Annotated in this window: 12 protein-coding genes; all 12 read left to right on the top strand. The window is 51.1% G+C overall.

Features of this window, described 5'->3' with window-relative positions; translation table 11 throughout:
- Window positions 1-3 precede the first annotated feature (3 nt).
- The 12 genes from flgE (at window position 4) to rpmE (ending at window position 13,040) form a co-directional block, all read left to right on the top strand.
- On the top strand, window positions 4-1,365 hold the full coding sequence (flgE, locus tag ABHF33_RS04235) for a flagellar hook protein FlgE (RefSeq protein ID WP_348945786.1): 1,362 nt from the start codon (window positions 4-6) through the stop codon (window positions 1,363-1,365).
- 33 nt (window positions 1,366-1,398) lie between these two features.
- A complete protein-coding gene (gene flgF / locus ABHF33_RS04230) occupies window positions 1,399-2,139 on the top strand; it encodes a flagellar basal-body rod protein FlgF (protein ID WP_348945785.1) in 741 nt (246 codons plus the stop codon).
- Window positions 2,140-2,168: 29 nt separating this feature from the next.
- Window positions 2,169-2,954, top strand: coding sequence for a flagellar basal-body rod protein FlgG (gene flgG / locus ABHF33_RS04225; RefSeq protein ID WP_157314141.1), 786 nt, complete (start codon window positions 2,169-2,171; stop codon window positions 2,952-2,954).
- Between the two features lie 50 nt (window positions 2,955-3,004).
- Complete coding sequence (locus ABHF33_RS04220) at window positions 3,005-3,673, top strand: flagellar basal body L-ring protein FlgH (RefSeq protein ID WP_348945784.1); 669 nt, start codon at window positions 3,005-3,007, stop codon at window positions 3,671-3,673.
- A 9-nt stretch (window positions 3,674-3,682) separates the two neighbouring features.
- Entirely contained in the window at window positions 3,683-4,774 is a 1,092-nt protein-coding gene (locus tag ABHF33_RS04215) for a flagellar basal body P-ring protein FlgI (protein WP_348945783.1), read from the top strand.
- A 163-nt stretch (window positions 4,775-4,937) separates the two neighbouring features.
- Window positions 4,938-5,870, top strand: coding sequence for a flagellar assembly peptidoglycan hydrolase FlgJ (gene flgJ / locus ABHF33_RS04210; RefSeq protein ID WP_348945782.1), 933 nt, complete (start codon window positions 4,938-4,940; stop codon window positions 5,868-5,870).
- Window positions 5,871-5,899: 29 nt separating this feature from the next.
- On the top strand, window positions 5,900-8,083 hold the full coding sequence (gene flgK / locus ABHF33_RS04205) for a flagellar hook-associated protein FlgK (protein WP_348945781.1): 2,184 nt from the start codon (window positions 5,900-5,902) through the stop codon (window positions 8,081-8,083).
- 26 nt (window positions 8,084-8,109) lie between these two features.
- On the top strand, window positions 8,110-9,468 hold the full coding sequence (gene flgL, locus ABHF33_RS04200; RefSeq protein ID WP_348945780.1) for a flagellar hook-associated protein FlgL: 1,359 nt from the start codon (window positions 8,110-8,112) through the stop codon (window positions 9,466-9,468).
- A gap of 61 nt (window positions 9,469-9,529) precedes the next feature.
- Window positions 9,530-10,888 carry a DNA repair protein RadA gene (gene radA, locus ABHF33_RS04195; protein WP_348945779.1) on the top strand — a complete coding sequence of 453 codons (1,359 nt, stop codon included), beginning with the start codon at window positions 9,530-9,532 and terminating at the stop codon, window positions 10,886-10,888.
- 148 nt (window positions 10,889-11,036) lie between these two features.
- Window positions 11,037-11,363 carry a thioredoxin TrxA gene (gene trxA, locus ABHF33_RS04190; RefSeq protein WP_348945778.1) on the top strand — a complete coding sequence of 109 codons (327 nt, stop codon included), beginning with the start codon at window positions 11,037-11,039 and terminating at the stop codon, window positions 11,361-11,363.
- A gap of 127 nt (window positions 11,364-11,490) precedes the next feature.
- The gene (rho, locus tag ABHF33_RS04185; protein WP_157314133.1) at window positions 11,491-12,747 is read left to right on the top strand and encodes a transcription termination factor Rho; all 1,257 of its coding nucleotides are present in this window, start codon (window positions 11,491-11,493) and stop codon (window positions 12,745-12,747) included.
- Between the two features lie 83 nt (window positions 12,748-12,830).
- Window positions 12,831-13,040: a 50S ribosomal protein L31 gene (gene rpmE / locus ABHF33_RS04180; RefSeq protein WP_157314132.1), complete on the top strand. Its 210-nt coding sequence runs from the start codon at window positions 12,831-12,833 to the stop codon at window positions 13,038-13,040.
- Window positions 13,041-13,080: the final 40 nt, after the last annotated feature.

Genomic DNA, 13,080 nt, shown 5'->3' with positions numbered 1-13,080 from the left:
ATCATGGGTTTCCAACAAGGCTTGAGCGGCTTGAATGCCGCCGCAAAAAATCTGGATGTGATCGGTAATAACGTTGCCAACGTCAATACGGTCGGCTTTAAAGGTTCGCGTGCCGAGTTTGCTGATATTTATGCCAGTACCTTCGGCACTGCATCGAATATTGCCGGTATCGGTGCCAAAGTCACGACGATCGCCCAGCAGTTCTCGCAGGGTAATACCACCTCGACCAATAATCCGCTGGATATTGCGATTACCGGCAACGGTTTTTTCCGGATGCAGGATCGTAGTGGCAGTATCAGCTATGCGCGAAATGGCCAGTTCCAGCTCGACAAGGACGGATACATTGTTAATAACGGTCAGTTCCTCACTGGCTGGGGCGTTGATCAGGGTACAGGTATTTTTCTGGAAGGCTCAACACCGGAACCGATTCAACTGCAGTTTGCTAATATCGGTGCCCGTTCAACGGGTGGCTCGGGTGTCACTGGCGCAGGTTTGAATCTGGGTGCAAATCTGAATGCATCGGATAAAGTGATTAACGATCCGACCAATGCAACTGCCCCAGGACCTGCATTCTCTTCTACTGATCCAACGACGTATAACTATTCAACCTCGGCTACTGTATTTGATTCGCTTGGTGTGGCGCATACGCAAACGCTGTATTTCCGCAAGCAGGATCCTGCAGGTGGTGGTGCGGTAGGTAGTTGGGATGTTTACTATTCGCTTGATGGCAAGGATGTTAATTCCAACGGCACGCTGGCACCAACTGCAGGCACTCGCCTAAAGGGCGAAATGAGCTTTGACGCGAACGGCAAATTTGTCGATTACTCGTCGAATATTGCGACTCCGGGTGCGACTGCAGCGGCAACGGATGACTGGTTCGAGATCGTTAGCGGCCCAACCGGGATTGATAACGGCTCGAATGGGCTTAATTTTCAGCTGTTTTTTAATAAATCGACTCAGTTTGGCAGCCCGTACAATGTGAATACATTGACGCAGGATGGTTATACCGACGGTGTGCTCACCGGTATTTCTGTGAGCAAGGAAGGCGTGGTGCAAGGGCGCTATTCCAACGGCCAAAGCCGTAATGTGGCCAAAGTGGTGTTGTCCACCTTTACCAATCCGCAAGGTTTGCAGCCACTGGGTGATAACCGCTGGGCCGAATCTTTCGGTTCTGGCCAGCCACTGACCAATGGCCCAGGCCAAGGTAATACCGGTTTTTTGCAAGCGGCGGCGGTAGAAGACTCCAATATTGACCTGACCTCCGAGCTGGTGAATCTGATTACTGCGCAGCGCAACTATCAGGCCAATGCCCAGACCGTAAAAGCACAGGATACGATCCTGCAGACGATTGTGAATCTGCGTTAATGAATCGCTAACCATACAGGCTGTCATCGGTTTATGGATCGTTTGATTTATGTCGCCATGTCAGGCGCAAAAAACAGTGAAACGCGGCAGGCCACCATTGCCAATAATTTGGCGAATGTCAGCACACCCGGCTTTCGGGCCGAGCTCGCTTCCGCGCGTGCTGTGGCTGCACTGGGCGGGCCAGGCACGCCAACCCGGGCGTTTGTCGTTCAGCAAATCAGTGCCGCCGATTTGTCGGCTGGTATTTTTCAGCAAACCGGGCGCGATCTGGATGTAGCGATCCGGGGTAGTGGCTGGCTAACGGTGCAAACATCGACTGGTGAAGCCTATACCCGCAACGGCAGCTTAGCGATTGACTCTGCCGGACTGCTCAAAACCAATTCGGGCGAGATTGTGCAGGGTGAAAATGGCCCGTTGACCATTCCCGAAAACACCCGCGCAACGATTGCGGCAGATGGTACGGTGACTGCTGTGGATTTAAGTAATCCAACGCAGGTCGTTGAAGTAGGGCGTTTAAAGCTGGTTAATCCGCCCGATCGCGAGCTGGAAAAAGGCCTCGATGGCCTGTTTCGCCTGCGTAGCGGTGAAAATGCGCAAGCTGATGCAGCCGTGACACTCAGTAGTGGCGGAATAGAAAGCAGCAATGTGAATTCGGTTGATCAGCTGGTGAATATGATTTCTACCCAGCGGCATTTTGAAACACAACTTAAGCTTTTGAGTACTGCCGAACAGAATTCGCGCTCGGCCAGCTCTTTGCTGTCGTTAAACGGCTAAGCCGCAATAATAAATAAGGATTTCGCATCATGATGCGCTCGCTCTGGACTGCTAAAACCGGCATGGATGCCATGCAGTTTAATATTGATGTGGTATCACATAATCTGTCGAATGTGAATACCAATGGCTATAAACGCGAACGCGCAGTTTTTGAAGATCTGATGTATCAGAATCTGCGCCAGGCCGGTGGTGCAACAAGCCAGCAGACTTCCCTGCCTAGTGGTTTGTACGTTGGCACTGGCACGCAAGTGGTCGCCACGGTGCGCAATCATTCGGTGGGTAATTTGCAAAAAACCGATGGCCCGCTGGATTTGGCAATTAATGGCGATGGTTTTTTCCAGATCGCCCGGCCCAATGGCACAACCGCATACACGCGGGACGGTGCATTTCAGGTCAATAGCCAGGGCACCATCGTGACCAGTAGCGGTTACGAGTTGTCGCCTGCCATTCAGGTACCGCAGGGGACTACCAGTATTACGATTGCTGCCGATGGTACGGTATCGGCGATCATCAATAATGACGCAGCTGCACCGGTTCAGGTGGGCAATATCCAGACAGCCACCTTTATTAATCCGCCAGGTCTGGAGTCGATTGGCGGTAATTTGTATCTGGAGACCGCAGCCAGCGGCGCGCCAACGGTCGGTACGCCGGGAACCAATGGTCTGGGTGCGATTAATCAGGGTTACACCGAAACATCGAACGTGAATGCCACCGAAGAGCTGATCAATATGATTCAGGCTCAGCGGGCGTTTGAGCTCAACTCCAAAGCCGTGACGACTACCGACCAGATGTTGGCCAAGCTGACGCAGATGTAATTGTGAAGTAGATGTATCAGATGTATTTGTGAGTCATAAGTAAAGCGAAAATGAAAAAAATTGCCGGTATTTCCCTGTTACTGCTGAGTTTGACTGCTTGCGTTGCGCCACAATCGATCGTGACGCAACCTACTTCGGCACGCTCGCAAGCGGCAGTCACGACAGGCAGCAATAATGGGGCAATTTTTCAAGCCGGCACTGCAAAGATGCTGTTTGAAGAACCAGTAGCCCGCCGGATTGGCGACATTGTGGTGGTGACGATTGAAGAGAATCTGACCGCCGCCAACAAGGCCAATAGCAGCACCAACCGTAATGGCTCGCTCTCGCTGGAAGGCTCGGCAGATCTGCCGTACATGCCGTCTATTCTGAGCCGCCTGTTTGATGCGCAGGCCGATCTGAGCAGCACCAATACCTTTGCCGGAAAAGGCGAAACCAATAGTACCAATACCTTTAGAGGCAGCATTGCCGTGACGGTGACCGATGTATTTGCCAACGGCAATCTGGCCATTGGTGGCGAGAAGCAGGTGGTGGTCAATGGCTACAATAATGTCGTTCGCTTCACCGGTGTGATCAATCCGAATGACATCAAGGCTGGCAATACCATTTCGTCGACGCGAGTGGCCGATGCGCGCATCGAACAAGTGGGGCAGGGAGCGATTGGTGACGCCAATACCATGGGCTGGATGCAGCGATTTTTCCTTTCCGTATGGCCATTCTAGGTGGGGTATATGCGTAAACTGATTTTAGCAATTGCCCTCTGTGTCTATACCTTGCCAGTGTATGCTGATAAGTTAAAAGATCTGGCCAGCTTTGCCGGTGTGCGCAACAATCAGCTGGTCGGTTATGGGCTGGTTGTCGGTCTGGACGGCAGCGGTGATCAGACCACGCAAACGCCGTTTACCGTGCAATCGGTCGTCAATATGCTCACCAATATGGGCGTGCAGGTGCCTGCTGGAGGCAATTTGCAGTTAAAAAACGTGGCCGCTGTCACGGTAACTGCCACGCTGCCACCGTTTGCCCGCCCCGGCCAGCCGCTGGATATTGTCGTGTCGTCGATTGGTAATGCCAAAAGCTTGCGTGGAGGCACGTTGCTGATGGCGCCGCTGAAAGGCGCTGACGGGCAAATTTACGCGATGGCGCAAGGCAATCTGGTGGTCGCTGGTGCTGGCGCATCGGCAGGCGGCTCCAGTACACAAATCAATCAATTGGCGACAGGCCGGATTCCCGCTGGTGCCACGGTGGAGCGCGCGGTTCCCACCTTGCTGGGCAATGGTGAATTTGTTCAGCTTGAATTGCTGAAAACCGATTTTTCTACTGCCAGCCGTGTGGTGAATGCGATCAATAGCCAGATTGGCCCGGTTGCTGCGGCGCTCGATGGGCGGGTGATTCAGGTGCGCGCACCGCTGGACCCGAATCAGCGCGTGGCTTTTCTGGCTCGGCTGGAAAGCGTCAACGTCACGCCCGGTGAAGCCTCGCCCAAGGTGATTATCAATGCGCGTACCGGCTCGGTGGTGATGAATCAGGCGGTGACGATTGACCCTTGCGCGATTGCGCACGGCAATCTCACGGTGACCATTCTGGCCGACAACAAGGTCGAGCAGCCCAAGCCTTTGGCCAATGGTCAAACCGCGAAAGTGCAAAATGCAGAAATTGACATTGACGTTGGTAAAGGCCCGGTGGTGCGTTTACCCAAGGCGACCAGCCTGAATCAGGTGGTGCGGGCGCTCAATGCCGTGGGCGCAACGCCGCAGGACTTGCTGGCGATTTTGCAGGCGATGAAAATTGCCGGTGCTTTGAATGCGGAATTGGAAGTGATTTAACTGGCAGTCAACTCTTATGGGTATATTGTTGTAGCCTTTGTTGAGGCTTGCTTGTGGCGATATACTTGCTGATGTTTATTTTGAAGGCGCTCTATGGCAGAGCGCCTTTTATTTTGGGCATGCTCCTTGCTTGTAGAAGGCTGAGTTCTTCAGGAGTTGTGCCATGTTGCCCCGTGCCATTTTCGATTCGCAAAGTATTTCAGCCGATCCGCGCAGTCTGGATCGCCTGCGTGCGAGCAGTCTGAGCAATAAAGGTGCGGCAACACAGGGCGTTGCGCAGCAGTTTGAAGCCTTGTTGCTACAGCAGATGCTCGGTGCGATGCGTAAAGCTGCGCCGCCTGACGAGCTGGATCAAAGCGCAGCCAGCCAGATGTTTAAAGGCATGCGCGATCAGCAACTGGCGCAAAACTGGGCGCAAAGCGGCGGCATTGGCTTTGCCAATATGATCGTGCGTCAGCTCAATATCCAGGAAAACCCGGCTTTATTGCAGCAACCCTTGCGTAATGATGTCCGTTCCGCTCTTCGCCGTCCGCTGGCCTTGAATGCTGCCGCCGTGGCGGCAAAACCTGCCGTCCAGATGGGGGCGGTTGCCGCCAATCCCCAATCCAAATCTGGCACGGTTTCTGATTTTGTCGGTAAGTTGGGTGAGGCGGCTAAGTCGACTGCGGCAACGCTGGGTTTGTCGCCGCATCTGTTGCTGGCGCATGCCGCACTGGAAACCGGCTGGGGCAAGAAAGGCATCAAGGGCGCTGATGGCAGCGAATCGCATAATCTGTTCGGCATTAAAGCGGGCAGCGGCTGGCAGGGTAAAACAGTCGACGTGCTCACGACCGAGTACGTTGAGGGGCGGGCGCAAAAACGGGTTGAAAAATTTCGCGCGTATGACTCATACACCGAGGCCATGGCCGACTACGCCAGCCTGATCAAGCGCCGTTACGGTGCAGCAGTGGCGCAAGGCAGTGATGCCGTTGGCTTTGCCAAAGCGCTGGTGGCTGGCGGCTATGCGACCGATCCGCTTTACGCGCAGAAACTGACCCGGGTAGCCGACCGCCTGGCTGACCAACTGGCCGCGTTTGGCTCAAGACTTGGCGCGTAGTGCCGATAGAATATCGAGAGGTTTAGATCATGGCATCATCAGTTTTTGGTATCGGAGTATCAGGGCTTAACGCCGCCAATCTGGGCTTGACGACCACCGGGCATAATATTGCCAACGTCAATACCGACGGTTTTTCACGCCAGCGTCTGGCGCAAAGTGCACCCTATCCGCTGCTTTCCGGCAGTGGTTTTAATGGCCTTGGCGTACAGGTCGATTCGATCACCCGCATGTACGACCGCTTTTTAACCAAGGCGGTTGAAGTAGCGCAGAATCAGTCCAGCTATCAGGGCACGCGACTGACGCACCTAGCCGAAATCAATAACATCGTCGCCGATCCGAACGCAGGTGTATCGCCTGCATTGCAAGATTTTTTCAGCAATGTCCAAAATGTGGCGACTAACCCGGCCAGCCCACCATCGCGGCAAGCCATGCTCGCTAGCGCGCAAACACTGGTCAATCGCTTTCAAGTGTTTTCACAGCGCCTGGATGAGCAGCGTAATGCACTTAATGGTGAAATTAGCGACACAATTGGCAATATTAATAGTTATTCCGAACAAATTGCCGAACTGAATAATCGCATTGTCATTGCACAATCATCGGGTCAGCCGCCGAATGATTTACTCGACCAGCGGGATTTATTAGTCAAAGACCTCAATAAACTGGTGAAAGCCAATACGCTCACGCTGGATGACGGCAGTATCAATGTATTTATCGGTAATGGTCAGGGCTTGGTGGTTGGTGGGGTAGTCAATAAATTAACTGCCGAACCTAACCCGGCTGATCCGAAGCGAATTACGGTGGGGTATCAGCAAAATGATCAAACTATCTTTTTGCCTGAAAATCAGCTCTCGGGTGGGCAGCTTGGTGCACTGCTAGATTATCGCCGCCAGTCGCTTGATTTGGCGCAAAACAGCCTGGAACGTGCGGCCTTGGGCTTTGTTGAAACTTTTAATCAGCAGCATAAAGCCGGACAAGACTTGAATGGTAATCTGGGTAAAAATCTGTTCGATATTAAGCGCAGTAATAATGTTGATTTGAATGTGGGTGGTAACAATATCCGGGTGAGTTCACCTAGTGGCACGAATGAAAGTAGCGATTTTTCCATTACGCCAAGCGGCGGCGGATACGTGATCAAGCGGCTATCAGATAATGCCACCAGTGCTGTCCTGGCATTGGGAACTACCGATCCTGTGACCGGGCTGACTATTTCTGCTGCACCAGCTGGCGCAGTGTTGCCAGCACAGACAGGCTTTGCTTTCCCGCCGGCAATTAGCGAAATTAACTTCAATACCAATAACACTGGCAATGCCCAGCTGGGGGGTTATATTTCGGATGTTGGTAAACTCACTTCCAGCAACTACGAACTGAGCTTTGATGGTACTAATTACACCATGTACAAGCAGAGTGACGGGACTCGACAAATTTATTCTGCGGCTCAAATGACGCAAGGCATTAATCAGGATGGCCTCACATTGCGGATTGCATCCGGAGCGATGAATGCGAATGATCGATTTGTCATTAAGCCGTTGGAAGGCATGATTTCAAGCTTGGCGGTACGGATGACCGATCCTAAAGATATTGCGGCTGCTGCACCAATGCTGGCAAGCCTTGGCAATGGCAATACGGGCACGGTTAAAGTGGTGCAACACCTAGTCGATACCCCTTCGATTAGCTCGACCGATAGTGCAATCAATCCGGCGTTAAAAAATCCGGTGAACATTAATTTTACCAGTGCTAGCAGCTTTACTTACACAGACACAGTGACAGGGGTTACTTCCCCTGCGCAAACTTATACTGCCGGTATGACTTTACAGGTGAATGGCTGGTCAATGAAACTAGACGGAACCCCTGTGGCTGGCGATGCGATTGCTGTGGGCGCTAATATCAATGGCGTCGCCGACAATCGTAATGCACTGGCGCTTGGCAAGCTGCAAACCACACGTCTGTTGGAAAATGGCTCTGCCACCTATCAAGAATCGTATGGACGAATGGTGAGTACGATCGGGACGCAGACCAACGAAGCTACGATCCTGAGCAAGGCACAGGATAAGCTATTAACGAACGCCGAAAATAGCCGTGATTCGGTTTCTGCGGTGAATCTGGATGAAGAAGCTGCCAATTTATTGCGCTATCAGCAAGCGTACCAGGCTGCCAGTAAGGTAATTCAGATTGCTCAAAGCGCGTTTCAAGAAATCATCAATATTGGCCGCTGATGCTGTGTCATTAAGGAGAAGAGATCATGCGTCTCGCTACTACGACTATTTTTAATATCGGTGCCAAGAGCCTGCAAAGTCATATTGCTGACCAAGCTAAGTTGCAAAGCCAGCTGTCGTCTGGACGTAAAATTCTGACGCCTGCGGATGACCCGATTGCCTCGGCTCGCATTTTGGATATTGCACAGGCCAGGTCGATTAATGAACAGTATGCGACCAATAGTGCCGCGGCTGATTCGTTTATGCGATTAAGCGAAAGCACTTTGCAGCAGGTTGTTGGAGTAATTCAGGATGTGCAGCAGCTTAGTGTGATGGCCGGTAATCCTGCGTTGACTGCGAGCGAGAAGAAAATGCTCGATGCCCAGCTGCAGGGCAGCTACCAGGAGTTGTTGGGCTTGGCTAATACCTCCGATGGTCAGGGTAATTATCTGTTTTCCGGTTTTAAAGGAGATACCAAGCCATTTACAGAGACCAGTTTTGGGACGGTGAATTATTTTGGTGATGATGGTCAGCGTCTGGTTCAAATTTCTGATGGTCGGCAAGTGCCAATTTCTGAGTCGGGCGCTGATGTGTTTCAGCGTATTAAAAATGGCAATGGTTCATTTGTGACCGCTGCTAATGCAACCAATGTCGGTTCGGGTATTGTTAGCCCTGGTGAAGTGACTGATCCGCAAAAATGGGCTGCTGCACCTGCGCCTCGTGATTTTTCTGTTCAGTTTTATTGGCAGCCCAACCCCAGTAAACCTGATGCGCCGAATATTTCTTATGATCTGATCGATAGTACTGGCACTTCATTGATTACTGGTGCTGCCACTGCTGGCAATACTGCTGGGCCTCGTACTTATACTTCGGGTGGTGACATCGAATTCAAGCGCTTGCCAACTGATCCTGCCGGTGCCGCGTGGGATTTCGGGATTAAAGTGAGTGTCTCTGGCTCTCCAATCCCCCTTGACCCCATCACCAAAACGCCCACTGGGGTGGCCGGTGCTGCGGATCAGTTTTCGGTAAAACCAAGTTCGAATGTCGATTTATTCAGTATCCTGGGTAAACTGTCGACTGCATTAAATAACTATCAAGTTGATGGCTCTGGTAAAGGACAGGCAGCTTTTCAAAACCAGTTAAATACTGCGTTGTCTGATCTTTCGAATGCCTTGGGTAATATAGTGACGACGCAGGCCTACTTGGGTGCGCGTATGGTTGAGACTGATTCAGTCAAAGACACGACAGAGGATTTGAAGCTGCAATACGCCAAAACTTTATCGGGTTTGCAAGACTTGGATTATGCGGCTGCAATTAGCGATTTTGCCCAGAATCAGATGGTGCTGGATGCTGCACGAAAATCATTTGCCCAAGTGCAAGATCTTAGCTTGTTCAAGTATATTTAGGCTTATTCTGATCAGAACCAAACAACGGCTCGCTATGCGGGCCGTTTCTCGTTGAGCAACTATGAGCAAAGTAAAAAACCAGTTTGTTTGCCGTCTCTGCGGTGGCTTTTCTCCCAAGTGGCAGGGGCAGTGTCCGCAATGCGGCGAGTGGAATAGCCTGGAGGAGCAAGTAGCCCAAGTGGTCACGACCACTGGCCGTTTTCAAAGTCTGGCGGCGGATGGGGCAATCAAGAATCTATCGGATGTTGAAGCCGAGGAGCTGCCAAGAACTCCAACCCATCTGGCGGAGCTTGATCGGGTTTTGGGTGGTGGTCTTGTTCCCGGCGGAGTTGTGCTGATTGGCGGCGATCCCGGGATTGGAAAATCAACACTGTTGTTGCAAGCATTGGCCAGATTATCCGAATCTTTGCCTGTACTTTATGTGAGCGGTGAAGAATCGGCGCAACAGATTGCTTTGCGGGCACGCAGGCTTGGCGTGCCAGCAGCCAAAGTAAGGTTGTACCCTGAAATTAGTCTGGAAAAGATCCTGCATGCGCTTGAGCGCGAAGCGCCCAAAGTGGTTGTGATTGATTCCATTCAAACGATATATACCGAGGCTTTGACCAGTGCGCCGGGTAGTGTGGCCCAGGTGAGGGAATGCTCCGCCCAGCTGACCCGTTTTGCCAAAAGGCATGGCACGTCCATTTTGCTGGTGGGGCATGTGACCAAAGAAGGCGCTTTGGCGGGCCCAAGGGTGCTTGAGCATATTGTTGATGCCGTTCTGTATTTTGAGGGCGATACTCACTCGAGTTTTCGCTTGATCCGGGCAATCAAAAACCGCTTTGGCGCAGTGAATGAGTTGGGTGTGTTTGCGATGACCGATAAAGGCTTGCGTGAGGTGGCCAACCCTTCGGCACTTTTTCTGAGTCAACATGATGTGCCTGTGCCGGGCTCTTGCGTGATGGTAACGCAAGAAGGCTCGCGCCCTATGCTGGTTGAAGTACAGGCTTTGGTCGATGATGCCCATGCGGCACAAGTTAAACGGCTGGCGGTTGGGGTTGAGCAGAACCGGCTGGCGCTTTTGCTGGCTGTTTTGCACCGTCATGCTGGGATTGCCGCATTTGATCAGGATGTGTTTATCAATGCGGTAGGCGGAGTGCGGATTATCGAGCCTGCTGCGGATTTGGCTATGTTGATTGCGATTGTCTCATCACTCAAAAATAAAGCGCTGCCCAACAAGATGGTCGTGTTTGGAGAGGTGGGGCTCGCGGGTGAAGTTCGTCCTGTTCAGCGAGGGCAGGAAAGATTACGTGAGGCAGCAAAGCTGGGCTTTACGCATGCCATTGTGCCCAAAGCCAATCGTCCTCGTCAGCCTATTGAGGGGATGACTGTGACGGCGATCGATCGATTGGAGCAAGCAGTTGATGCTGCATTTTGGTAAGGAGTGATGGGGTTGAAGTGAAAATAGTTGATCTGATCGCTTGAAAAGTACAAGTTCTGCCTTATGTATTACCTTATACTTCAGCTTTTCTTGTGCCTTGCTGGTACTTGAACTCGAAATGCCTTCACACCATCCTCGGAGATAAAATATGAGCGAGAATATTGTTCACGTTACTGATGCAAGTTTTGATGCGGAAGTCCTTCAAGCTGCCGGCCCGGTACTGGTTGATTATTGGGCAGAATGGTGTGGTCCATGCAAGATGATTGCCCCGATTCTGGATGAAGTTGCTGCCGAGTATGCTGGCCGACTGAAAATTACCAAGCTGAACATCGATGAAAACCAGTCTACGGCACCAAAATTTGGTGTTCGTGGTATTCCTACTCTGATGCTGTTTGTGAATGGCGAAGTGAAATCAACAAAAGTTGGTGCATTGTCAAAATCGCAACTGACAGCCTTTCTGGATAGTAATATTTGACATTGTTGGTGTTTTTGATTTAGTCTTCATTCGCACAAATAGCGACGGCATTCTATGTGCCGTCGTTACTTTTTCTGGCTTCATCCCTTCGCATTTCCCCTCTTTTATATTTCAAGCGTAATCCAATATGCATTTGTCCGAATTAAAACATCTGCACGTTTCTCAGCTCGTCGATATGGCGATTGCTTCCGAGATTGACGGTGCAAGTCGTATGCGTAAGCAGGATGTAATTTTTGCCCTGCTAAAAAACCGCGCCAAAAAAGGGGAGAGCATCTTCGGCGAAGGTACGCTCGAAGTTTTGCCTGATGGCTTCGGATTTCTGCGCAGCCCTGATACTTCATACCTGGCGGGGCCTGACGATATTTATATCAGCCCAAGCCAGATTCGCCGTTTCAACCTGCACACTGGCGATACAATAGAAGGCGAAATCCGGATTCCGAAAGAGGGTGAACGCTACTTTGCGCTAGTTAAAGTCGACAAAGTCAATGGCGAAGCGCCGGAAGCGGCCAAAAACAAAATTCTGTTTGAAAACTTAACACCGCTATTTCCGACCGAACGCTTGAATCTCGAGCGTGACATCAAGGCCGAGGAAAATATTACCGGGCGTGTGATTGATTTGATGGCTCCGATTGGTAAAGGGCAGCGTGCCTTGCTGGTTGCTCCGCCAAAAACGGGTAAAACTGTCATGCTGCAGCATATTGCTCATGCAATTACTGCCAATCATCCTGAAGTGGTATTGATCGTTTTGCTGATCGACGAACGCCCGGAAGAAGTAACTGAAATGCAGCGTTCGGTAAAAGGTGAGGTGCTTAGCTCCACGTTTGACGAGCCTGCGACACGACACGTTCAAGTGGCTGAAATGGTCATCGAAAAAGCCAAGCGTCTGGTTGAGCATAAAAAAGACGTTGTCATTCTGCTTGATTCGATTACGCGTTTGGCACGCGCCTATAACACGGTGATACCTGCTTCTGGCAAGGTATTAACTGGTGGTGTGGATGCCAATGCGCTGCAGCGCCCAAAACGATTCTTTGGCGCAGCACGCAATATCGAAGAAGGTGGTAGCCTGACTATCATTGCCACAGCGCTGATTGATACGGGCAGCCGGATGGATGATGTCATCTATGAAGAATTCAAAGGTACCGGCAATAACGAAATTCAGCTTGATCGCAGAATGGCAGAAAAGCGTATCTTCCCTGCAATCAATATCAATAAATCAAGCACTCGTCGTGAAGAGCTATTGATCAAGGCCGACCAGTTGCAGCGTATCTGGGTGCTGCGCAAATTGCTTTACCCGATGGACGATCTGGATGCCATGGAGTTTTTGATGGACAAGCTCAAATCGACCAAATCCAATCTGGATTTTTTCGATTCGATGCGTCGCTAAACTTGCGGTGATTCCCGTGATCGGCGATAATGCTTTTTTTGTAGCGTCGGCAAAACCCCGGCGCCCGACACTTTAGGAAAATTATGAAACCAAATACTCACCCAAATTACACTGAAATCGACGTGACTTGCTCATGCGGTAGCTCATTCAAAACTGCTTCTACACTGGGCAAAAGCCTGCATGTAGAGGTGTGTTCAGAATGCCACCCGTTCTACACTGGCAAACAGAAGATCGTTGATACTGCAGGTCGTATTGAGAAATTCAATAATAAATTTGCCCGATTCGCTCGTTAATTTGGCAAACACTTCAAAAAAGGCAGCTATAAGCTGCCTT

This window comes from Chitinibacter sp. FCG-7 (assembly GCF_040047665.1).
GTDB lineage: Bacteria > Pseudomonadota > Gammaproteobacteria > Burkholderiales > Chitinibacteraceae > Chitinibacter > Chitinibacter mangrovi.
This window is presented reverse-complemented; position numbering and strand designations above follow the sequence as displayed.

Coding starts and splice junctions, on each gene's coding strand:
- flgF (WP_348945785.1), top strand. CDS start 1,399: ATGGATCGTTTGATTTATGTCGCCATGTCAGGCGCAAAAAACAGTGAA.
- flgL (WP_348945780.1), top strand. CDS start 8,110: ATGCGTCTCGCTACTACGACTATTTTTAATATCGGTGCCAAGAGCCTG.
- trxA (WP_348945778.1), top strand. CDS start 11,037: ATGAGCGAGAATATTGTTCACGTTACTGATGCAAGTTTTGATGCGGAA.
- flgE (WP_348945786.1), top strand. CDS start 4: ATGGGTTTCCAACAAGGCTTGAGCGGCTTGAATGCCGCCGCAAAAAAT.
- flgK (WP_348945781.1), top strand. CDS start 5,900: ATGGCATCATCAGTTTTTGGTATCGGAGTATCAGGGCTTAACGCCGCC.
- ABHF33_RS04220 (WP_348945784.1), top strand. CDS start 3,005: ATGAAAAAAATTGCCGGTATTTCCCTGTTACTGCTGAGTTTGACTGCT.
- rho (WP_157314133.1), top strand. CDS start 11,491: ATGCATTTGTCCGAATTAAAACATCTGCACGTTTCTCAGCTCGTCGAT.
- flgJ (WP_348945782.1), top strand. CDS start 4,938: ATGTTGCCCCGTGCCATTTTCGATTCGCAAAGTATTTCAGCCGATCCG.
- ABHF33_RS04215 (WP_348945783.1), top strand. CDS start 3,683: ATGCGTAAACTGATTTTAGCAATTGCCCTCTGTGTCTATACCTTGCCA.
- rpmE (WP_157314132.1), top strand. CDS start 12,831: ATGAAACCAAATACTCACCCAAATTACACTGAAATCGACGTGACTTGC.
- flgG (WP_157314141.1), top strand. CDS start 2,169: ATGATGCGCTCGCTCTGGACTGCTAAAACCGGCATGGATGCCATGCAG.
- radA (WP_348945779.1), top strand. CDS start 9,530: ATGAGCAAAGTAAAAAACCAGTTTGTTTGCCGTCTCTGCGGTGGCTTT.